This is a genomic window from Secundilactobacillus collinoides DSM 20515 = JCM 1123, from assembly GCF_001435975.1.
GTDB classification, from domain to species: domain Bacteria; phylum Bacillota; class Bacilli; order Lactobacillales; family Lactobacillaceae; genus Secundilactobacillus; species Secundilactobacillus collinoides.
The window spans coordinates 242,484-264,939 of the sequence record NZ_AYYR01000013.1; the positions used below are offsets into that span (position 1 = coordinate 242,484).

Below are 22,456 nucleotides of genomic sequence, written 5' to 3' on the forward strand. Positions count from 1 at the left end.
CCTCCAGAACTATTGAATGTTTTGGTCCATAAACTTACTTAAACGGTCAACCGCCTTTTTAAGTGAGGCCAAGTCGGTCGCATAACTGATCCGCAGGTGCTTATCAACACCAAAGGCGTTACCGTCAACCAGCGCCACATGGGCTTCATCGAGAATCCGTGACACGAATTCAGCAGTGGTTGCAATACCGGTCAGCTTCAGTGCTTCAGAAATATCTGGGAACAGGTAAAAGGCACCCTGTGGTTTCGTTGGCATGTCAAACCCTGGTAGGGCGTTGACCAACGGGAAGATCGTGTTTAACCGTTCTTCAAAGGCATCGTGCATTTTTGCAACCGCATTAGCTTCGCCTTCTTCACCCTTCAGGGCGGCTAGAAAAGCATACTGACTCACAGCAGTCGGGTTACCAGTTGCATGTGACAAAAAGGCACTGATCTTACTGATCGTAGCTTCTGTTGCAATCACGTACCCCATGCGCCAGCCGGTCATTGAGTAGGTCTTTGACGCTCCATTGATAATGATCAGGTTGTCGCTCAAGTGGTCGCTTAACTGTGCGATGGACGTAAAGGTTTCCCCGTTATAGGTCAAATTCCCATAAATATCATCCGTTACCACGATGACATCATGTTCGTCTGCCCAAGTCTTTAAAGCCACTAACTCATCCTTGTCGTAAATAACGCCAGTTGGATTTTGTGGGCTGTTCAAGACAAGTGCCCGCGTATGTGCGGTCCGCTTCTCTTCTAATTGCGCCGGGGTTGCCTTAAACGAGTTACCGGTCGCAACGGGAACAGGCACCCCGTCAGCTAACTTGATTTGTTCCGAATAACTGACCCAGTAAGGATCAGGCAGCAGCACTTCGTCACCAGGGTCTAAAATCGTTTGGAAAGTTGCGTACAAGGCCATTTTAGCACCAGTGGTCACAGCCACGTTGGTTGCTGAAAGGTCCAACCCATAATCTGAATTAGTTTGGTCAGCAACCGCTTGACGAAGCGGCATCAGGCCAGCAGCCGGCGTATAAAAACTAGCTTTGCCAGCCTTGATTGCATTAATTGCGGCATCCTCAATGTATTGGGGTGTTTCAAAATCGGGTTCACCGATACCCAAATTAATAACATCGATCCCGTCTGCAATCATCTGCTTAGCTTGCGCAGAAGTTTTCATGGTTGCTGATGGCTGAATTTGTAAGCTTCTCTTTGATAAATGCAAGAAAAACGCCTCCTAAAGGTGTGTGAGTAAATTAACGTGCTGCAATTGTTCCATGAACCATGTTACCGCATTTTGGGGAGACACAAAAGCCAGTTCTCAAAAAAACTTGGGAGCTGACTTTGAATTGCGGGTGAAGCATTAAATGTTTTCAATCAGTTGCAACAGTTTACCGCTCTTAAAACTCAGTGTTTCGTAGCAAAGTTGCCCCTTCTTGTTCATGTAGCTCACGATCCATGCAGATTGGCCGTTAAAGACGCTCAACGCAGCCGATAAGACCTTCTTTGGGTTGCGTTGCGACCAGACCTTGCTTAAGACCTGGTTACGCGTTAACCCGGCACTTTGCTGCAGTACGCGTAACTGTGCGCCCTTTTGCGGGACGAGCACGTAAACCGACTTGTTTTGTTTATTGGTGCCGGCAACCGTGTAGTAGGTCTTATTCAGGTTGGTCCAATAAAAGGCCGTTTCCCTTTTAAGTCCCGCATATTTTTCAGCCATTGAGATCGACTGCGACTTGGCCTTGTTAATTGGTGCTGTCGCGTGATGGTAACCCCAGATGGTTCCAATGATCAGCACAACAATGATCACTAAAATCGAGAGTAACACGCGACGTCCCCGTCGACGCCGCCCCGATTGTTCTCTTCTCATGTCAAAACTCCTTTATTACCTTGGTTGCAAAGCCGTTCAACAACCAATGATGATTCCTATTTTAGCCATTCAGGCCCTAGCTTTTAAAATTATAGCAGATAATTAGGATTTATGATGCCCTGTTTGGTGGAGCTTAAAGAAATTAGAAACATCGTTCGTGATTACCGGCATATCTGCGGCAAGAATGGGTAATGTCTCAGGCAATGTTTTCATAATTGTCTGACCGTATTGCCGGTTGACTAACCGACTGTCTAAAACAACAACGGCACCATAGTCGGACCGCGTTCGGATCAACCGGCCAATGCCTTGCCGCAGTCGCAAAGTGGCCTTTGGCAACGACAAATTGTAGAACGGATTCTTGCCCTCAGATTTAAGTTGCGCAAACTGCACCTGAGTCTCCAATCGATCCGGTGAGTCAAACGGTAACCGGGCAATCACAAGCAGCTGCAGTTTTTCTTGCGGCAGATCAATGCCTTCCCAAAAACTGGCTGCACCTAATAACACGGCGTTATCTTCATCCATAAACCGTTTGATCAGCTTTTCTTTGCCGCCAGAAACGCCCTGTGCCAGCAACAGTCGTGACACCCGATTATTACCGGAAACCAGCTGCTGATAAACGCGTTGGATCATGTCTAATGAGTTAAAGAGAATCAGTGTCGGCCGGTTAGCTGACCGCAACAGTCCCCGAATCGAACCGACAACGTAGTCGGTATAGGCGGCGTCATCTTTAATATCCGTTGCGTCCTTACTGATGTAGAGTTTGGCCTGTTTTTCAAAATTAAAATCGGATTTCAATCGCCGAACCTTGACCGTTTCACGATCGAGATCAAGCTGGTCGTACAGGTACTGGGAACGGTTGGAAGAAAATAGCGTGGCACCAGTAAAAATCGGTGCCTGAAAGTTGGCGTAGACCTGCTGCGACAAAAAGCCCTTCACAGACATCAGGCTTGATGACATGATGACGTGGTCCAGTTCCTGGCCAACGGTGACCCAGTACAAGTATGCACCGCGACCGTCACTGACCTGGGTCGGTTGTTGCTGAATCATGACCAGCCGCTGCCAGTTGTCGAAGGCTGTCATCAGGTTATTCGCAAACCCGCTGAAGTGTTCGTTGTCACTTGGCAGCCACTTAGCCGCCTGGCTCTCAAACCGTTGGGAAATTGTTGTCAGCAGTGTTTTCATTTTTTCGGCCAGGATGTTCAGTTGTTCAAATAAGCCTTGGTGGTCTTCACTAAAAGCCTGCCAATCTTCGGCGGACAACGCAACCTCCTGGTAGGGTTGTTTGAACTTGCCAAGCTGTGCCTGCACCGTCTTCAAAAGGTAATCGCTTAAGGCAGTCAACTGCCGATCAAACTCGACCAGCCAGGCGCGCATGGTCGCAAAATCTCTCGAAAAGGCTGCTTCATGCAACGCTGTCACAAGGCCATATTTATTATCCGGATCCAACTGATCCAGTTGATGGCGAACGACGTTGAGTGTCACCTGAAAGTCAAATTTCTGGCGGTTCGTCCGCAGCGCGTAGTCCGCTAAGTGCTGGGCTTCATCCACAACTAGATAAGGCTGGTTTAAATGCGCGCCAAAATAAGTTGCGTACTGCACCAAAAAAGCGTGATTGATAATGATGAACTGTGCGTATGGCAACCGTGCGTACAACCGGTGCAGAAAATCATCTTCGTAAAACGGTGATTGGTCTGTCACAGTCTCGAGGCCTTCGTGCCGCACCTCGTCTAAGTACGGCGGGTCATTGCGAAAATGCAGTTCATCTAAGTCGCCGGTTGTCGTTTGTGTCAGCCAAACCAGCAGCCTGAGTTTGATCAGCTGGGACTGTTTGGACCGTTCTGGATGTTTCAAGGACGTCAAAAAACGGTTCAAATCAAGATAGTGCTGCTTGCCCTTAACCACTACGGCGTTGATGTGAAACGGCAGTATATCGTTCAACAGCGGTAATGTTTGGCTCATCAATTGTGATTGCAACAACACTGTATCCGTGGCAATCACCACTTGACGGTCTTCATGCCGCGCTAAATAAGCTAACGGCAAGGTGTAACCGAGACTTTTCCCCGTCCCAGTGGGTGCCTCAATAATCAGCGGCTGATGCTGCGTTTTGGGCACCGTGTACTGCCGATAAATCAGATTCATCATCTTTGCCTGATCCGTCCGCCACTCAAAGTGTTTAGGATAAAGCTTTAACTTGCTTTTTTTCGTTCGCGGAAACGTGTATTCGTGGTCATCCGTCGCACTCAGCACCCTATTTTTTCGCAGAGCGATTCCATTGCTGACCATCAAATCGTCTGGCAATGCTTCGTGCCGCTTACGCGTCTCATGTAAGGCCCAGTCAAACAGTTCTGCGGTCTGCTGCGGCAGTTCTGCGCCAACTGCGACCATTTGCTGCAACGTCACAATGGGTAACGCCGTCAATTGTTTCAACAATACAATCAACAGTTTGGCCGTCACCAGTGCATCATCATCCGCTGAATGCGGGTGGTCGTGTCGAATGCTCAAGTAAGAACTCAGATCATGCAGCCGGTAGCTATCGACCGTTGGCAATAGGATCTGACTCAGCGTAACCGTATCGATGGCCTCGATCGGCAACGTCGGGTACCCGACACGCTCCAACTCAGCATTCACAAACGGAAAGTCAAAATTGACGTTATGGGCAACGAACACAGTGCCGGTCAGCAAGCTGTAAATCGTTCCTGCAACGTCATCAAATAACGGCGCGTGTTTCACCTGCTCATCACTGATTCCAGTCAACGCCTTAATGGGTTCTGGAATCTGTTGCTGCGGGTTCACGTCCGTCGCAAATTTATTAATAATCCGGCCGTTTTGAACCAGTACACAGCCAAACTGGATAATGCGATTGCCATCTGCCACGCTGGTTCCCGTGGTCTCAATATCAACGATGGCATAAATTGTATTAGTATCCATATCTTTATTCACCAAATTTTTTATTACTTACCTTAAACATCATACTACATTCCTTAGCAAAAGTGGATATTGGGGGCGTTATAGTTGAAAAACGAAGCGGTTTTGACTTAACTTAATCATAACGTCAGCTTTTTGTGGAAACATGTTTGTCGTCAGCAGTGTTAACCGCATGGCAAGCTGCCAAAAAGTGTGAGTGGTGCCAAATGGCGACCGCCTAGTCGATTCCTAGAGTAAAAAAGGGGGGAGCCTATTTAGTGGTTTATTTCCACGCGGAATAAAGGATTATCAATGCTCGTATCCTGTTGCCAGTCCAGAGTTGTGTGCTCCTTGCCTAGTGATACCTAGGTAATGAGGTAGTCCACCCGTAATCGATTTAAGCTGTGAATCAGGGTCCTGACTCGATTTTTTGCTGACGTACTTTGCGCTTAAGCCTTTATCGAACGCGGCATTCTCACTGTCCAATCTCACGTTGCAAGCACCGTTAATCAACATCGGCATCACGTTTAGCAACGCTAATATCGTGACTTGTTGAATTACTCAAACACACTCTTTTAATTTTTCCTAATGATTGGCTTCTAGCGTTTATCCTTAAAAAAGAGTATGATACAGTGTGTTTGCGAACTTTGAGGAATGAAAAATAGTTTAATTTTTAAATTGAAAGGGGTCGTCACGTTGCCTATTTCGGCTACTGGCACGAGTCATGCCAAAATTATCTTAATCGGTGAACATAGCGTGGTGTATCACCAGCCAGCTATCGCCCTGCCTTTACCTGCTGTGAAAACAACGGTTACCATTACAGAACGCAGTGGTAACCAACAGTGGCTGATCAGTCGCTATTTCTCAGGTAACCGCAGTGACGCACCCATTCAATTAAATGGTATTAACCATCTATTAGATGTCCTGCTCACGCGTTTTAACCATTCACAAGCAGGATTTACACTTGAAATTAGAAGCCAATTACCCGCAGAACGCGGCATGGGTTCTTCGGCAGCAACGGCAGTCGCCATTATTCGGGCGCTTTATGACTACTTTAAGTTGCCGCTGACACACGAACAGCTGCTCTTGGACGCTGATATTTCTGAACACATTATTCACGGTAATCCCAGCGGCTTAGATGTGGCCACAGCAAGCGCATCAGCACCCGTCTGGTTCGTGACCGGTGATACCCCTACTTCACTGCCGTTCCACTTAGACGGTTACATGATCATTGCGGACAGCGGCATCTACGGACAAACCGGTTCTGCCGTTGCCAACGTTGCGAAGACACTAAGCCATCATCCGCGCCGTGGTAAGCACCTGATTGAAGAACTGGGTGAATTGACAAAAGACGCTAAAGACGCGCTAGGTCATAACGCAATTCAAAAATTGGGTACCATTTTGGACGCTGCACAGGTACAATTAAAGGCGTTAGGTGTGAGCCACCCAACCCTTGATAAGTTAATTCGAATCGCTAAAGCCAACGGTGCATTGGGCGCTAAGTTAACCGGCGGCGGCATGGGTGGCTGCATGATTTGCCTCGTTGAGAACGTCAACGTTGCCAAACGCGTCAAACAGGCATTGATCGATGCCGGCGCAGCAGCAACTTGGGTTCAACCACTATTAAGTGAGGAATTAGCTGATGAAACCGACAACGTCACCCGTTAAGGCACGGGCACATACAAATATTGCCCTTGTTAAGTACTGGGGGAAAAAAAACGAGCAACTGATAATTCCGCAAAATTCCAGTCTCTCGTTAACACTTGATCAATTTTATACGGATACTGCTGTCCAATTTAGGGACGAATTGGCGGCTGATCAAATCACGTTTAACGGCCAGCTTCTAACTGATGATGGCCAACGTAAGATCAGCCGCTTTTTAAATGTGGTCCGTGACCTGGCTGGCATTTCGATGCACGCTAGTGTTGACACAGTGAACCACGTTCCAACCGCAGCTGGATTGGCCTCTTCGGCCTCCGGTTTTGCCGCACTAGCGGGCGCTGCCAGTCGGGCCGCCGGATTAGCATTATCGTCTCGCGACCTGTCTAGATTAGCACGGCGCGGGTCTGGGTCGGCTACCCGATCAATTTTCGGCGGCTTTGCGGCCTGGAATATGGGGCATGATGACAACAGTTCATACGGCTACCCGATTGAAGAAACCGTTGATTGGGATATTGCCGTTGTCGCGGTTGTCCTCAATAAAACAGCCAAAAAGATTTCCAGTCGTCAAGGGATGCGTGCCGCGGTCGCCACTTCACCGTTTTACGGTGCCTGGGTCCAAACGGCCACCCGGGATTTTGACACCGTCCGGCAGGCTATCGCCGACAAGGACTTTGAGACACTCGGCCACGTCAGCGAAGAAAACGCCATGCGCATGCACGCACTCAACCTCAGCGCTGATCCAAGTTTTACATACTTTAACGCGGACACCTTGCACGCTATCACTTTGATTCATGAGCTGCGCGATGCCGGGTACCCCTGTTACTGTACGATCGACGCCGGACCAAACATCAAGGTGCTGTGCCGAGAACCAGCGGTCACAGCCGTTGTAACGAAACTCCAAGCCGCGTTTGGCAACGACGCGGTGCTTGTCGCACATCCCGGTCCCGGGTTGACCTTTATTACTGATTAATCACGTAACACCCCAAAAAATGAAACGTAACTGACGAAAGGACATGATGTTTTGATTTCTGTGAAAGCCCAAGGCAAACTCTATATTGCCGGTGAATACGCCGTGGTGGAAACCGGGTTTCCCGCAATTATTGTTGCCCTGGATCAATTTGTCACTGTCAGCATTCAAACGGCTGACCAGATCGGCAGTATTGTGTCCGCACAGTACCAAGAAAATTCAATTTACTGGCGCCGCGAAGATGGCGAAATGGTGTTTGACAACCGTGATAACCCATTTCACTACATTTTGTCAGCGATTAAAGTGACTGAAGACTACGCGAAGATTCTTAAACAGCCCCTGGGCATCTACCACCTGACCGTTGAGAGCGATTTAGATAGTGCTGATGGCCGCAAGTATGGTCTCGGGTCCTCCGCTGCCGTGACGGTGGCTACAATCAAAGCCCTCTGCAAATTCTATCATTTACCGGTAGATCACAATCGGTTGTTTAAGCTCGCTGCTATCGCCCACTTTGACGTGCAGGGCAACGGGTCTTTAGGCGACATTGCAGCCAGTGTTTATGGCGGTTGGATCGCCTACCGGTCGTTTGACCGCGACTGGTTAAAGTTGGCCCGTAAAACCTACTCATTTGCCGATCTGTTGGACCAGAAGTGGCCCGGTTTAGAAGTCGAACTTCTGACCCCTCCAGAGAACTTAAAATTATTGGTAGGATGGACCGGATCACCAGCGTCGACCTCCCACTTAGTTGATCGCGTGGCCCTTAACAAAGCCAAACAGCATGCCGACTACCAGGCCTTTTTAGCCAACAGTCAAGCCTGCTTGAAACGCATGATCAACGGCTTTAGAAATCAGGACCTTACCGCGATTCAACAAGAATTGACAACGAACCGGCAAATTTTAAACGAATTAGACAGTTTCACCCACGTCCACATCGAAACACCCTTATTGAAAACGTTGTGCGACCTTGCTGAAAAACACGGTGGCGCTGCAAAAACATCTGGTGCCGGCGGCGGTGATTGCGGGATCGCACTGATCGACAAAACAAAGGACATTGACGCCCTTATTGATGATTGGCAGAACCATCAAATCACCCCGTTAGCGTTTAACGTGCATACCGTAGAGGAATAGCCTATGACTTCAAAACAATCACATCGTAAAGATGAGCACGTGTCACTTGCAGAGAAGTTTTATCAGCAAGACACGCAAAATGGGTTTGATGGCGTCCGCATCATTCATGAGAGTTTGCCTGAACTGGCACTGAGCGACGTTGCTACCCAGACACAAATTGGGTCATTTCACTTACCGTACCCTGTCATGATTGAAGCGATGACCGGCGGCAGCCCACAAACTGGCCGCCTGAACGACCAGTTAAGCCGACTAGCAAAAGCGACTGGCTTGCCCATGGCAGTCGGTTCGCAGAGTGTTGCGATTCGGGAACCCGAACTATCAGCCACATTTAGCATTGCGCGACAGAATAACGCAACGGGTATCATGATTGCAAACATGGGCGGCAACCATAGTTTGGCGGCGGCCAAGGCAGCAATCGATATGATTCAAGCCAACGCCCTCCAAATTCATATCAACGCGGCTCAGGAAACGGTGATGCCTGAAGGTGATCGTGATTTTCACTGGTTATCCAATATTAACCAGCTGACTACTAACCTCGACGTGCCCGTGATCGTCAAAGAAGTCGGGTTTGGCATGACAGCTGAAACGGTCACAAAACTCATCGAGACTGGTGTCAAAGCCGTTGATATTAGTGGCCGCGGCGGCACAGATTTCGCAAAAATCGAAAATTTCCGACGTCCTAATAAAGACATGGCCTACCTCGCTGACTGGGGGTTGACGACGGTTGAATCCTTACTTGAAATGCGCCAGTTGTCTACTAGACCAGTGATCATTGCCAGCGGCGGCATCAAAACACCGTTAGATGCAATCAAAGCACTGATTCTAGGTGCCGATTGCGTTGGCATGGCCGGCGAGGTGCTCCATCATCTGGTCCAGACTGATCTGCCCAGCACAACACAGTGGCTACAGGATTGGCTGGCCCAGTTTAAGCAGCTGATGTTACTTGTTGGTGCGCAGCGTATCGCTGACTTGCAGCGAGTGCCCGTAGTTTTCGATTCAACGCTCGTGAGTTACGCTGACCAACGCGGGATTCAGTTATGATACTTAAAATTGTTATATGCAAAAAGCCAATGCTTGGGCATTGGCTTTTTGTGTTTTTTTCAAGACGTGAATTATTTGGTAAATTGAGCTTGGGTTTATTGATGCAAAATGCTACGGAAGGTACGCTTAATCAATATATTAGCCTGAGCGGTACTTGCGATGTGTTTTTAGGCAACCGTGCCGAAACGAGTTGCGCAAGGCAAGGGGCTACTGCAGAACGGACTCTGAGCCAAAAAGTCAGACCCGGACTTTTCTGGGTGTTTTCTACAGAGCGGTACTTGCGATGTGTTTTTAGGCAACCGTGCCGAAACGAGTTGCGCAAGGCAAGGGGCTACTATAGAACGGACTCTGAGCCAAAAAGTCAGGCCCGGACTTTTTGGCTCAGAGTCCGTTCTACTCCGCCCCTTAAACGCCTTGCTTCACTCTCTACACCTTAAACCTCAACCCCTTAGGAAAGAAGTTCTTAACCGTATTTCCAACGACCTTCGCGAACACGATCGGTTGACCCTCACAGACTAATCTGACCCAGCCCTTTTTTATTGGTAAGTCATCGCGCTTGAAAATATCGCCGTGGACCACTAATTGCCATTCTTCCGGTGTGATCACCAGTTCCTGGGCAATATCAACCGGTTTTAAGGCCAATCCTAGCGCGTAGCTGGGTTCTATCCGACCCTTCTTCAACGTACCAAGATGCAAGCCAGGACGCACCACACGCAATTTTTCGAGTCTTGGCATCTCAGCTGGCATGTAGTAAAGCTGTTCGCCAAACGTCAACAGCCGTTTGCTATCGTACGTATATGCCGGCGCCAACGTTTCTTCAGCAAATTTTTTGAACAACAGACTCTCTTCCTTGCTGGTATGCGACGTTTCTCGACGAACTTTTTTCTCTGATACTAAAGCATCGGTTAATCGCAACTTGGCGACAAAGTGGCCTTCACCCTTCATCAAATGTGGGAAAAGTCTGGCAGTGCCGGCAAGGGCTGGATCGTTGTTAGCCCACTCTGGGTGACCATCGACGATACCAGCTGGTTTGTCGATTGGGACGACTTCAAACTGCGGATAGGTTTCAAGCAGCCAAGCAATGATCTGCTCGTCTTCCTCGGGGGCAAACGTACACGTGGAATAAACGAGTTCACCACCGGGTTTGATCGTTTTGACAGCTTCGGCTAAAATTGTCCGCTGCCGGTCAGCACATTCTTTCGGATAATCAAGGCTCCAGTAAGCGACTGCTTCCGGATCCTTACGAAACATGCCTTCACCAGAACATGGCGCATCCACAACGACTTTGTCAAAATAGGCCGGAAAATGTTTAGCGATGACCTCAGGCGTTTCGTTTAAAACTAACGTGTTGGTCAGACCAAATCGCTCAACATTTTCAGATAAGACTTTTGCCCGTTTAGGCATGATCTCATTGCTGACGAGCAAGCCGGTGTTGTTTAAAAAACTACCAAGGTGTGTCGTCTTGCCGCCGGGAGCCGCAGAAAGATCCAAAACACGGTCGCCCTCAACGGGATGAACCGTTTCCCCAACGAACATTGCGCTGGGTTCCTGACTATAGACGGCACCGCTTTGATGAGCAATCGTATGTCCGGTTACTTTACCGTAGTAGCCCCATTTTGTATATGGTACCGGTTGGGAAAGATCCACGTTTTTGGGCAACGTATCTCGCAGCGGGTTGACCCGAAATCCACTGTAGGATGGCTGATCAAAACTCGCCAAAAATGCCGGCGCTTGGTCGCCCAATAGTTGCGAATATTTAGTAATAAATGCTTCTGGTAAGTTCACTGTATAACCCCTAATCTCTATTTAATCATTCTGAAAAAGTATACGACATTTCCGGACTTAACGCCAATACTGGCTACGTCAGGTGACCTCTAGACCAATCTATGGTATAGTGAGCAAGATAACTCTCAATAGAACTGGATGTGTTGATTTGAAACGTAAGTTAATTGCACTTGATCTGGATGGCACGACGTTAAACAACGATGCTGTCCTGTCGCCAACCACTATCAAAACGATTCAACAAGTCGCCGCGGCTGGCCATGTGGTCAGTATTGTGACGGGTCGTCCGAACCGAATCTCACAGCAATTTTATGATCAGTTAGGTCTTAAAACACCAATGATCAATTTCAATGGCTCCTTGGGGCATCTGCCTCACCGACACTGGGATAAAGAATACCAGTACACGTTTAGTCGCGACATTGTATTTGATTTGATGCAGCACCAACAGGAATTTGATGTGGAGGCCATGGCCGCTGAAGGCAAGACCCTATTTTTAGCAAACCAAATTAAACCGTTAGCCTATGGGTTCTTTCCAACGGCTCTGACACAGCAGCAACTGCTGAGTCAACAGTCACTGCAGCAAAACCCCACCAGTCTGACCATTGCTTTAAAACGTGAAGCACAACCGCGCTTTATCGCCTATGTGCGTGATCACTATGGTGACCTAGTCGATGTCAACTCTTGGGGTGGCCCCAACAGCGTTATTGAAATGGGCGCTAAAGGCATTCAAAAAGCTATTGGCGTGGAATTTTTGGCGCATCTTTATCACATCAACCGTGAAGACGTTATCGCCTTTGGTGACGAAAATAACGACAACGAGATGATCGACTACGCTGGTACCGGCGTCGCAATGAAAAATGCCACGCCGCATTTGAAGATGCTCGCCGACGATGTCACCAGTTTGACGAACGAAGAAAATGGCTTAGCTGATTATTTACAAAAGGCCTTTAATTTAGAAGATAGTGTGACCGCATAATCGCATATACCACGACCAGAACCGATTCGGCTGGTTGTGGTTTTTATTTTCAAACACGATTGTACTATACAATAGCTGTCTTCAGCACCCTAATCACCCTTATGCTTGAAGACTGTTAAACAATAGCCCAATTCATGTCTAGGATGAACAATCTATCAGGTCACAGGAGTGGCCGCCACCATTCTTCATTCAATTTGTACCATGCAATTGTATGATTTAACGCTGTTTCAAATGTATGAACCGGTTGCCATCCTAAATGCTGTTCGATCTTGTTCGTCGCAATTGCATAACGATGATCATGACCCAGTCGGTCTGTAACGTGTGTTATCAGACGTGAATCAGTGTCAGTAGCGCGACAGATTTTTTTGACAATTGCGTTATTCGTTAATTCTTGATGTGCCGCGACATTATATGCTTCGCCAGGGTGGCCATGCAGCAGAACTTGGTACAGCGCACGACAATTGTCTAATACAAAAAGCCAATCTCTGCGATTATTTCCAGTTCCATAAATTGGCAACGGCTGCGCGTTCAAAGCGTTCACGACCATTTTGGGAATGAGTTTTTCCACGTGCTGGTACGGTCCATAGTTGTTTGCTGAACGCGTGAGCACGACATCTAATCCAAAAGTTCGTCGGTAGGACAGCACCATGAGATCAGCTGCTGCCTTTGAAGCCGCATAGGGACTGCTAGGTTTGAGCGGTGCCATTTCAGATAATGGGTGTTGTGTCAACGTCAAATCACCATATACTTCGTCGGTTGAAACTTGCAATAACCTTAACGCTGGCTGGTGTTGCAGAATCCGCAACAAGCTCATCACGCCAAGCACGTTGCTATTATAAAATGGTGCAGCATCTTCAATGCTACGGTCAACGTGCGATTCGGCCGCAAAATTAATGATGTGCGTAATCTCATGCGTCACAATGATTCGTTTCAGTCGTGCAGTGTCATTGATGTCTAGTTGGTAAAAATGATAGCGCGGGTCTTCTTGAATGTCCCGCAATGACGCTAAATTGCCCGCATACGTCAGTTTATCAACATTGATAACGACCTCTGCTAAATCATGTGCCAAAACGTAGTGAATAAAATTACTGCCGATAAAACCGGCACCACCTGTGACTAAAAGCTTCATGTTCTTCCCTCCTACACCTGCCGCGATTCAATTCGGGGACGTTTTCCATTAAACGCCCAACTAAGAAACCTCGGTTAAACGACCCAGAACGGGACGTTTAAGCCGAGGCTTCAATTTTTTAGAGTCAAAATTAACTTACAGTGTCTCGTTTGGTTTGAACAATTGCGTTGCCTTTACAGCAGCTTGCCAACCTTGGTAGCACTGTTGCCGCGTCCCTTCATCCATTTGCGGATCAAAGGTACTGCCAATCTTGTGCATGCTCTTGATTTCATCCATACTGTCCCAGAAACCGACCGCGAGTCCGGCTAAGTAAGCAGCACCCAGCGCCGTAGTTTCAGCAATTGCTGCCCGCTGAATATGGGTGTTTAGAATGTCAGCCTGAAACTGCATTAAAAAATCATTATTAGCGGCGCCACCGTCCACGCTGAGCGCTTTGATATCGATTCCGGTATCAGCGGTCATGGTGTCAACAACGTCACGTGTTTGGTAAGCAATGGCTTCTAGCGTTGCCCGAATAAATTGCTCCCGGGTCGTTCCACGCGTTAAACCGAACACCGCCCCACGAACTTCTTGATCCCAGTATGGTGCGCCCAAACCCGTAAAGGCCGGCACAACATAAACGTCACCGGTGGTTTTCGCGTCCACCGCCATTTTCTCGGATTCGGAAGCGTGTTCGAACAGCCGCATCCCGTCACGCAGCCACTGGACTGCTGAACCAGCAACGAAGATACTGCCTTCCAAAGCGTAAGTCACTTCGCCGTTGATACCATAGGCAATCGTCGTCAGCAGTCCCTTGTCCGATAACTTGGGCTCAGTCCCTGTATTCATCACAATGAAGGCCCCGGTCCCGTACGTATTCTTTACTGAGCCTTTATCGTAGGCCGTTTGCCCGAACAGCGCGGATTGTTGGTCCCCAGCGATTCCGGCAATTGGCACCTGTAATCCAAAGAAAGTGTAACCGGCCGTGTAGCCGTATATTTCGGAGGATGAGTGTACTTCCGGCAACAAGCTTGCTGGAATGTTCAATAGGTCAAGAATCTCCTCATCCCACTTAAGATCGTGAATGTTAAACAGCATCGTACGGCTGGCGTTCGTGTAGTCGGTTGCGTGGATGCGACCCCCGCTGAGTTTCCAGAGAATCCAGGTATCGATGGTCCCGAACAATAACTCACCTTTTTCAGCACGTTCACGCACCCCGGGCACGTTATCCAGGATCCACATAATCTTAGTTGCTGAGAAATACGAGTCGATAACCAACCCGGTTTTTTGATGAAACAGATCCGCATAGCCCTTATCCTTTAAACGATCTGCAATATCACTGGTTTGTTTTGATTGCCAAACTACGGCATGATAAACGGGTTCGCCGGTTTCCTTATCCCAAACGATCGTCGTTTCACGCTGATTTGTAATACCAATGCCCCGAACCTTGTATGGCTGCACTTTTGCATTGATCACCGCATCAGAAACAACAGATTGAACAGCGCTCCAAATTTCGTTTGCGTCATGTTCTACCCAACCTGGTTTCGGAAAGTACTGTTGAAACTCACGCTGTGCCTGCCCCACAATTTTTCCATCACGATTAAACAGAATCGCCCTAGTACTCGTGGTTCCTTCGTCAATTGCCATTATGTACTGTTCGTCATTCATGTTAGCCGTCTCCATTCATTCAATCATTTATGATCTGCGATTTATAACTGTATCTTGTCCTAGTATACCCAATATAAGCGGTTACGCCAATTAAAAAACGTTAAAATAAGCGAAATCACAGTTCATATCACGTAGTAAACCGCTTTCATTTTAGCATAATTTCTGAGTGCCGAGCAAAACGATTTGGTGTTGTGCCCATTTCTCAGTCCGCGTAAATTCAGATGTTTTTGGCGCTGTATTCGGTGTCCTGCGTTGTATTCAGTAGTCTGGTAGATGTTATTAATCTAGCGAAAGTTTCCTTTTGTTTTGGTTTGTTCTGCATGGCTGAGGACTCGTTACGTAAAGTCGGCAAGTGAGCGCCATCATAGCTAGCTGCTTCTCTGTCCTCAAGCTGAAACGTGCGCTACGAACCAGTCAAGAATCATTCTACATAACTGCTCTTTGGCCCTCGAGCCGAAACGTGCGCCACAAACCAGATAGTAACCACAGAAGGGCACCAAGGCACAAAATCCAAACCCGGGATTTTATGTCTTGGTGCCCTTCTGCTACACTATCTAAACGGTTTGTTCTGCACTCTGCTACTTTTCATCACTCTTCAAAACGCCGCCAACACTGTAGCGGTTGGTTGCCATTTCGCTTAAGATGACATGAACGTGTTCTTCTGGGGCACCTGTGTTCTTTGATACGGCGTCAGTAACGTCCTTAACTAAGTTCTTGAGTTGTTCTTGTGAACGGCCTGCAATGAGGTCAATGTGTACAATTGGCATTTTTATAAACGCTCCTTTTTAATTAATTGCTCAAAATTATACTCGGTTTTTTATTAAATTTCAATGAGTGGATTGATTTCTAACTTTTAATTGTTCCGTCTCATCGTAGAAGTTGCCCTCAATATCAATTGTATTGACCAAATTTACAAAAGACTGCGGATCCACTGACTTGACAACGTGTTCCAATTCATAAAGTTCGTACCTTGAGATGACGACCATCAGGACCGAACCTGGTCGACGTTTATACGAACCCTCGCCCGGCATAATTGTAATGCCGCGAATCAGTGTGTCATGCAACCCATCAATGACCTCATTAGTCTTAGTGGTTACAATAAACGCTGTTAATTTCTGATGCCGGGTATGGATGGCATCAACCACCCGCGACATGGCATAAATGGAAATAATCGTGTAGAGCGCGTTTTCCCAACCGAATCTGGTACCGGCAATCAAAACGATGACCGAGTTCGTAACCATCATCAGTGTGCCGATCGTTTTCCCGGTGGTTTTCTCTAAAACTACTGCGACGATGTCCATGCCACCGGTGGAAAACCCGTACTTTAACGGGTAAGCCACACCGATTCCCGTCAAGATACCGCCAAACAACGCGCTTAATAGCGGGTTATGCCCCGCCACACTGTGGATTGGAATCACAATTGCTAAGAACGATGTCAAAAAGGAAGTTAAGAAGCTGTAGATCGTGAAACCTCTACCAATCTTAGCCCACCCAAGAATGCCAATCGGAATGTTAAACAGTAGAATCAGCCAACCAGTGTTCACACTCAGATGAAACACGTTTTTTAGGAGGAGGGATAGAATCTGGGAGACCCCATTGATACCAGCACTGAAGATATTGCCGGGAATCAAAAATGCGTTTAAGGCAAACGCGCTGATCAAGGATGACCCAACCATGAGGACCACCTTGATGGCCATGTCCTTGCGATCAATTTTTAACTGCATGTGCATTACCGCCCTTCGTTTTATTTCGAATGACACAAGACTTATATTAAACCATACTTAGCCCACTTAAACTACCATATTGCCGGTTAAATTATCATGAGCAGGTTCACGGCGTGTTAATGTTTATTGCAAGCTGATAATGATAGAATACAGGTATCAAATACGAATCAATTGGAGGGATTATTGTGCAGACTGAACCATTTTCAGCATGTACCAGTATCTTGATTGGTAAAAACGCGACCGTGGACGGCTCCGTCATCATTGGCCGCAACGAAGATTCCCGTCCGGCTTGGCCCAAAAACTTCGTGGTGCACCCTGCAGTCACGCATGACACGCCCCAGGTTTTCAAGTCTCAGGATAACGATTTTTCAATGCCGCTGCCGGCCAACGCTGCCAAATACACGGCAACGCCGGAATGGACGACAAAGTACGGTCTGTTTGAAGAGGATGGCATCAATGAATACGGTGTCGCTATGAGTGCCACTGAAAGTACCTACGCGAACACCCGTGTTTTAGCCGCGGATCCGCTTGAAAAAAACGGTATCGGCGAAGAAGCGATGATCACGGTGACACTGCCCTACATTAAATCTGCCCGAGAAGGTGTCAAACGGCTGGGAACAATCGTGGCAACCTACGGCACTGATGAATCCAACGGCATCCTGTTTGCAGACAAAGATGAAGCCTGGTATTTTGAAACCGGCTCAGGCCATTACTGGGTCGCCCAACGGATTCCAGATGACAGCTATGCCGTTATTGCAAACCAGATGGCGATTCAGGAAATTGATTTCGCCGATCCTGACAATTTCATGTGGCACCCCGGCATTCAGGATTTTGTGAAAGAACACGTCCTGAACCCTGGTCGTCAAGGCTTTAACTTCCGGAAAATCTTTGGCACTGCCAACCAAATGGATACCTACTATAACTTACCACGAGTGTGGTACGGCCAAAAAATGTTTAACCCAGCAGTTGAACAGTCCGTTGGCAGTTATGAACTACCCTTTCTCCGCCAAGCAGATGACTTATTGTCTGTCGATGACGCCAAAGCCTTCCTGAGTTCCCACTATCAGGGCACCGAATACGACCCGATCGGTAATGGAGACGAAGCCGACCGGAAACGGTTCCGCCCAGTGAGTCTAGCAACCACTCAAGAATCCCACATTCTGCAATTAAGGCAGTTTGCTCAACCTGAATTATCCGGCATTCACTGGTTAGCCATGGGTGTAGCCGCTCAGAGTGTCTACGTGCCGTTCTACGCTGGTATTCTATCCACCCCAGCAGCTTATCAGGCAAGCGATGTCGTCTCCTATCAGGCCGAATCCGCGTACTGGGTTTATAAACAGGCTGGGGTAATGGTCGACAGTCATTACCGTGAGTTCGGCGGTCAACTGTCAGACTTGCAAAAGGACTTGAACCAAAAGTTCGGTCAAGCCGTGATCGAAGCTGATAATGTCGGCCGGGAACTGGATGGCGTTGAGCTTTCCGCCTACCTCACGAAGATTAGTACTGCTCAAGCTGAACTTGGACTTAAGAAATATCGTGAATTGACAGCTGACCTTATCACAAAAGCAACTGCGTTTTCGCCATTAAAATATAAACAAGATTTGAATCTGTGATCAATAAAAAAATCTGCCGCATTTTGATTGTGACAGGTTTTTTTATTTGCTTAGGTGCTGGTTTGTTTTTTTTTATTAGGTTAAAGTAACTTATTATTAATAACATCATGATATGTAGTTTACCATGACGAAACCTATTTTTATTTCATCCAAATCTTTCAAATTTTTGTCTTAAACGCATTACTGACCAAAAAATCCCACATCATCACGATATTCACAGCGTATGATGTGAGACCTTTAATTAATTTTTATTAATGACGGTGACTACGAGTATCTGGTTTAGGCCGCCTTCTCAAGATCAGTAACGTTCCTTCAACCAGAAAAATGACAATAAAGACAAAACTGCCAATTCGGGTCAGCCACTTGCCGACTGCCAGTCCTGGCGTTTCATACGTGAGTTTGATTCTATGCGTCCCACCTGTCACTTTCGCGCCAACAAACCCGGTATTAACCTTCTGTGTTGGTGTTACTTTACCGTCAACTGTAAGGTGCCAGCCGGTGGAGTATGGAATCGACGTGGTTAAAATCGCGTTTTGCTTAGTGGTCGAAACACCCGAAACGGTGTTATTCGTCACTTTAAGCTTCTTTAAGCCCTGTTTTTGCAGTTTATGAATCTTGGTTTCGTACTGTTTATTAAACGGCACAGCGACCAATTTCACGCTCTTAAAGCTGATGCCATCTTCACCAGTAAACCGGATGTTGATGATCCGACGCGCAACCTTTCGTGAAGAATACCCCAAGTTAATCGTGGCACCGTTCTTTTTCTCGTAGTCTGACATATTGCCATACCCGAGTTGCACAAGGTTGTTACTGCTGGTGGCCGTGTTCATGCTGACCAGGTAACCGCCGAGAGACGGATGTGTCAGCACATAACGCCAGTGGGTCACTTTCAGACTAGGCGTTGACGGCTCATCCAGCAATGTCATCCGATTCGTCAGCTGCGTCAGCTTCGACTGAGTCGTTGTCTGGTTAATTTTGATACCCTTAATTTGCAGATACAATTCGCAGTTTTGGTACTTCTGCGGATTCTTGATCTGGAGCTGGTAGGCCTGATGGTTACCGCTGACGTCGCTGCGCAGCACCTTCAGCCCATTCTTATTTTCTTCCGCGTTTTCAGTGACCATGTTTTGATTTTCAGTCAATAACTTGTTGACCCGTTTTGAAATGGTCCCCAATTTAGCTGATTTGGCGAACTCCTTGACCACTTGTGCATCGGAATACTTATTCAGATCAAGATTAGCCACCCGCAAGTCACTGTTATTAGTTAACCGATAACGAATCAGCTGGGCCAACGTCGTGATGGGTTCACTCAGAGATTTAACGGTGTAGGAAACGTTCTTCGAAGCCGATTTAGCCCTCGTTGTTTTAACACCTGAAACTTTCTTATTGACCTTTGCACCGGTCAAAAGAGCCTGCTCTTTGTCGTTACCCGCTAACTTCTTGTATGAGTTGCTGTTCAACTGAGTGGTTTGCATATATGCCAACGGTAACGCATTCTTGTTCTTCAACAACACTGTGCTGGAGTGATTTTCCAGTTTATAAACGGTTCGGTTGGAGAACTTCACCATTTTACCGTTCTTGTCACGCACCAGTTTAAACCCATACGGAAATGATTTCCGTAAAGCCACGTCGTCTCGGCGGGCAAACACGTACTTGACCCCGAGCAAATTCAACATTGTGGTCCGATTATTGGCATCGCTTGTCGGGTCGTTCATGGTCTGCTGATTATTGTCGAGCTGTTTATTGAAGCTGTTGACCGCCCCATTTTGAACAGAGAAGTACGATTCGATCGTATGCGTCCCTAACAGCATGGGAATGTTATTGCCGGCCGTGTTCAAAATGTCGTAATTGCTCATCATCGATGTTCGATAGAATGTTTTATCATATTTTTTCAAAAATTTGTCTGCGCCGTCGAAGAAGTTCTTTGCCCAGCTTGTTGCACTGCCAGTCGGAATTTCGTTATAGGACACCGAGACGTTAAAGTTAGTGCTGTAAAAACTCGTTCCAATCGAGATTGCATTTAAACCAACTATCGCCAACAACATCGTTTTAAAAGGCAGCCCGTTCATCGAGCGCATGTAGCCGTATGACAGAATCACCATGAAGATGAATAGACACCCATAGTTCAGATAGTGACTCTGGCGCAGCAGGAAGGTAAAGCCGTTCCCCACAAACACCATTACTAACAGACCAATGGTGGCAATGATGAACCACTTAAAGTCCTTAGTCGTCAGTTCACTTACGTGGTCCGTAAAGTGCGCGACAGCCAGGGCAAACGGCATGCTGACAAGCAGCAGCCACCGGTTAGACGGCGTACTCATAACGTTCATAAAAGCGGCAAACGCAGGCACCAAAACACCCAGCACAATCAGGATGAAAGTCACATTGAGTGCTAAATATTGTTTGAAGTGTCTGAACGACCACACAAGCGCCACAAAGGACAACGCCCCTGTACCGATCACATCCCAGTAATACATCGTACCAGTGGTATTGAACAGCGCGTTTGGCAAGTTTAGATAGTACACCAGCGGGTAGAGTTTCAACCCGTTAGCAAACGTCGAGCTGCCTGTTCTTGACGACGACAGCATTGCCAATAATGTCGGCAGCAGAATCACGGCAGCGACGGCCAATGCCAGCGCAATCGTCACCGCAAAATAACCTAGTGAGCGTGGAAAAGAACGCACTAATTCTCCGCGCCGTTTCAGGTCAACATAGCGGGCTGCCGCAAAGACCAACGCGCCGAGGCCGAGTAAGTATGCGAAATAAAGATTGCAAATAAATACCATGGCTGTAAATCCAGTCAGCCACAGGAATGATTTACCCTTATAAATTTTATCAACACCCAGGCAGAGCAACGGGAAGAAGAATGGGGCCAGCAGAAAGAACGGGTGGTGGAAGCTCACGTAGAACGTAAACCCGTTAAACGTGTAAATCAACGCGCCCAGCAGTGACCCGGCCCGCTTGAACCGCAATTGACGTGCCAGTGCAAGAAATGACAGCCCTACTGCGTAGAGACGAACAATCGTCAGCAGCTGATAACCCAACTCGATTTTATCTGCTGGGAATAGTGCGATCAGGTAAGCAAACGGGTCACCAACAACGTAGTAAGCGAAACTCGTCATTTGGTCGGCGCCTAGCCCGAGATTCCATGACCAGCTGAACAGCGACTGGTGAACCGTGCCGTGCAGGATGCCATAAAACTCTTTCAGGATCGGGTAATGCTGGGCGATCCCATCGACCCGCCAAATATTCGTCAATCCCTCAAATCTCAACAATCCAAAAGTTGCGGCAACTACCACCGCAAAAACCAGTGAGTAGATGATCCAAACAGGGATCTTAAACGTGCGTTTTTCCATCAATTCTCCCGCCTTTTCAGTAAATAAAACAGTGTTTCAATCATACCATCTTCCATTATGCCACGAATTAACAGGTTGTCCTTAACCCTCGGTTAAACTGGCCGAATCTTAAGAATAAAAATAAACTTTCTTAAGAATTATGACTGGTGTGCAAGATGATAAGCAATATAAGTGTCGTGAGTGTTGGCTTATGCCAAGCTTGCCCAAGAAAACCTTACAAAAAAAGCACTCAAAGTCAGCCTAACGCTAACCCCAAGTGCTTCATTTGTACCAAAAAAACGGGCCTAGTTACGAGGACGACGTGATTCTGGGATACGAGCGGCCTTACCATGCAGTGCACGTAAGTAGTAAAGCTTTGCACGACGGACACGACCGTAACGTACAACTTCAACTTTAGCAACTCGTGGTGAATGAACAGGGAATGTCCGTTCAACACCGACACCGTTAGTCACTTTACGAACAGTGTACATTGATTGGATGCCAGTACCGCGACGCTTGATAACGACACCTTCAAACAATTGGATACGTTCGCGAGTGCCTTCAACAACCTTGGCGTGAACACGGATCGTGTCACCAGGGCGGAAGTTAGGAATGTCGGTACGTAATTGATCTGAATTGATCTTTTCGATTAATGGATTTTGACGCATAAAATATCTTTCCCTTCGCCAACATTCATTCT

Annotated in this window: 16 protein-coding genes; 6 read left to right on the plus strand and 10 right to left on the minus strand. The window is 47.4% G+C overall.

Annotation, left to right across the window (positions count from 1 at the left end):
- Nucleotides 1–9: 9 nt before the first annotated feature.
- From FC82_RS03565 to FC82_RS03575, 3 genes are all read right to left on the minus strand, one after another.
- Complete coding sequence (locus tag FC82_RS03565) at nucleotides 10–1,203, minus strand: pyridoxal phosphate-dependent aminotransferase (protein WP_054758486.1); 1,194 nt, start codon at nucleotides 1,201–1,203, stop codon at nucleotides 10–12.
- Between the two features lie 138 nt (nucleotides 1,204–1,341).
- The gene (locus FC82_RS03570) at nucleotides 1,342–1,848 is read right to left on the minus strand and encodes a cell wall elongation regulator TseB-like domain-containing protein (protein WP_054758484.1); all 507 of its coding nucleotides are present in this window, start codon (nucleotides 1,846–1,848) and stop codon (nucleotides 1,342–1,344) included.
- Nucleotides 1,849–1,950: 102 nt separating this feature from the next.
- Nucleotides 1,951–4,776, minus strand: a complete 2,826-nt coding sequence (locus FC82_RS03575) for a helicase C-terminal domain-containing protein (protein ID WP_056996226.1) — start codon at nucleotides 4,774–4,776, stop codon at nucleotides 1,951–1,953.
- A 630-nt stretch (nucleotides 4,777–5,406) separates the two neighbouring features.
- Here FC82_RS03575 and mvk point away from each other — a divergent pair.
- From mvk to fni, 4 genes are read left to right on the plus strand one after another with little or no spacing between them, the layout of a single operon-like run.
- The gene (gene mvk / locus FC82_RS03580) at nucleotides 5,407–6,420 is read left to right on the plus strand and encodes a mevalonate kinase (RefSeq protein ID WP_054758480.1); all 1,014 of its coding nucleotides are present in this window, start codon (nucleotides 5,407–5,409) and stop codon (nucleotides 6,418–6,420) included.
- The gene (gene mvaD / locus FC82_RS03585; protein ID WP_054758479.1) at nucleotides 6,395–7,384 is read left to right on the plus strand and encodes a diphosphomevalonate decarboxylase; all 990 of its coding nucleotides are present in this window, start codon (nucleotides 6,395–6,397) and stop codon (nucleotides 7,382–7,384) included. Before mvk ends, mvaD begins: the two co-directional genes overlap by 26 nt.
- 51 nt (nucleotides 7,385–7,435) lie before the next feature.
- The gene (locus FC82_RS03590) at nucleotides 7,436–8,509 is read left to right on the plus strand and encodes a phosphomevalonate kinase (protein WP_054758478.1); all 1,074 of its coding nucleotides are present in this window, start codon (nucleotides 7,436–7,438) and stop codon (nucleotides 8,507–8,509) included.
- Nucleotides 8,510–8,512: 3 nt separating this feature from the next.
- Complete coding sequence (gene fni, locus FC82_RS03595) at nucleotides 8,513–9,550, plus strand: type 2 isopentenyl-diphosphate Delta-isomerase (RefSeq protein ID WP_054758477.1); 1,038 nt, start codon at nucleotides 8,513–8,515, stop codon at nucleotides 9,548–9,550.
- Nucleotides 9,551–9,976: 426 nt separating this feature from the next.
- On the opposite strand, the gene FC82_RS03600 is transcribed toward fni, so the two are convergent.
- Entirely contained in the window at nucleotides 9,977–11,335 is a 1,359-nt protein-coding gene (locus FC82_RS03600) for an RsmF rRNA methyltransferase first C-terminal domain-containing protein (RefSeq protein WP_056996227.1), read from the minus strand.
- Nucleotides 11,336–11,483: 148 nt separating this feature from the next.
- Between FC82_RS03600 and FC82_RS03605 the strand changes: the two genes are divergently transcribed.
- Nucleotides 11,484–12,308 (plus strand): Cof-type HAD-IIB family hydrolase, encoded by an 825-nt coding sequence (locus FC82_RS03605; protein ID WP_054758475.1) that lies wholly within the window; start codon nucleotides 11,484–11,486, stop codon nucleotides 12,306–12,308.
- Between the two features lie 160 nt (nucleotides 12,309–12,468).
- Here the strand turns inward: FC82_RS03605 and rfbB are convergent, their stop codons facing one another.
- The 4 genes from rfbB to FC82_RS03625 all read right to left on the minus strand — a co-directional run bounded on the left by rfbB (nucleotide 12,469) and on the right by FC82_RS03625 (nucleotide 16,808).
- Complete coding sequence (gene rfbB / locus FC82_RS03610; RefSeq protein ID WP_056996228.1) at nucleotides 12,469–13,437, minus strand: dTDP-glucose 4,6-dehydratase; 969 nt, start codon at nucleotides 13,435–13,437, stop codon at nucleotides 12,469–12,471.
- A gap of 135 nt (nucleotides 13,438–13,572) precedes the next feature.
- Nucleotides 13,573–15,084 carry a glycerol kinase GlpK gene (glpK, locus tag FC82_RS03615; protein ID WP_054758474.1) on the minus strand — a complete coding sequence of 504 codons (1,512 nt, stop codon included), beginning with the start codon at nucleotides 15,082–15,084 and terminating at the stop codon, nucleotides 13,573–13,575.
- 578 nt (nucleotides 15,085–15,662) lie between these two features.
- Nucleotides 15,663–15,851, minus strand: coding sequence for a 2-hydroxymuconate tautomerase (locus FC82_RS03620; RefSeq protein WP_054758471.1), 189 nt, complete (start codon nucleotides 15,849–15,851; stop codon nucleotides 15,663–15,665).
- Nucleotides 15,852–15,911: 60 nt separating this feature from the next.
- Nucleotides 15,912–16,808, minus strand: a complete 897-nt coding sequence (locus tag FC82_RS03625) for a YitT family protein (protein ID WP_082620181.1) — start codon at nucleotides 16,806–16,808, stop codon at nucleotides 15,912–15,914.
- 182 nt (nucleotides 16,809–16,990) lie between these two features.
- Here FC82_RS03625 and FC82_RS03630 point away from each other — a divergent pair, with 182 nt between their 5' ends.
- Nucleotides 16,991–18,421, plus strand: a complete 1,431-nt coding sequence (locus tag FC82_RS03630) for a C69 family dipeptidase (protein WP_056996229.1) — start codon at nucleotides 16,991–16,993, stop codon at nucleotides 18,419–18,421.
- A 251-nt stretch (nucleotides 18,422–18,672) separates the two neighbouring features.
- On the opposite strand, the gene FC82_RS03635 is transcribed toward FC82_RS03630, so the two are convergent.
- The gene (locus FC82_RS03635) at nucleotides 18,673–21,777 is read right to left on the minus strand and encodes a YfhO family protein (RefSeq protein WP_056996230.1); all 3,105 of its coding nucleotides are present in this window, start codon (nucleotides 21,775–21,777) and stop codon (nucleotides 18,673–18,675) included.
- 284 nt (nucleotides 21,778–22,061) lie between these two features.
- Nucleotides 22,062–22,424 carry a 50S ribosomal protein L19 gene (gene rplS, locus FC82_RS03640; RefSeq protein ID WP_054758464.1) on the minus strand — a complete coding sequence of 121 codons (363 nt, stop codon included), beginning with the start codon at nucleotides 22,422–22,424 and terminating at the stop codon, nucleotides 22,062–22,064.
- Nucleotides 22,425–22,456: the final 32 nt, after the last annotated feature.

Bases quoted from the DNA above. Each gene is read 5' to 3' on its own strand.
- FC82_RS03635 (WP_056996230.1), bottom strand. From the start codon at position 21,777: ATGGAAAAACGCACGTTTAAGATCCCTGTTTGGATCATCTACTCACTG.
- mvk (WP_054758480.1), top strand. From the start codon at position 5,407: ATGAAAAATAGTTTAATTTTTAAATTGAAAGGGGTCGTCACGTTGCCT.
- FC82_RS03570 (WP_054758484.1), bottom strand. From the start codon at position 1,848: ATGAGAAGAGAACAATCGGGGCGGCGTCGACGGGGACGTCGCGTGTTA.
- FC82_RS03575 (WP_056996226.1), bottom strand. From the start codon at position 4,776: ATGGATACTAATACAATTTATGCCATCGTTGATATTGAGACCACGGGA.
- FC82_RS03625 (WP_082620181.1), bottom strand. From the start codon at position 16,808: ATGCAGTTAAAAATTGATCGCAAGGACATGGCCATCAAGGTGGTCCTC.
- fni (WP_054758477.1), top strand. From the start codon at position 8,513: ATGACTTCAAAACAATCACATCGTAAAGATGAGCACGTGTCACTTGCA.
- rplS (WP_054758464.1), bottom strand. From the start codon at position 22,424: ATGCGTCAAAATCCATTAATCGAAAAGATCAATTCAGATCAATTACGT.
- FC82_RS03620 (WP_054758471.1), bottom strand. From the start codon at position 15,851: ATGCCAATTGTACACATTGACCTCATTGCAGGCCGTTCACAAGAACAA.
- mvaD (WP_054758479.1), top strand. From the start codon at position 6,395: ATGAAACCGACAACGTCACCCGTTAAGGCACGGGCACATACAAATATT.
- glpK (WP_054758474.1), bottom strand. From the start codon at position 15,084: ATGAATGACGAACAGTACATAATGGCAATTGACGAAGGAACCACGAGT.
- rfbB (WP_056996228.1), bottom strand. From the start codon at position 13,437: ATGAAGCTTTTAGTCACAGGTGGTGCCGGTTTTATCGGCAGTAATTTT.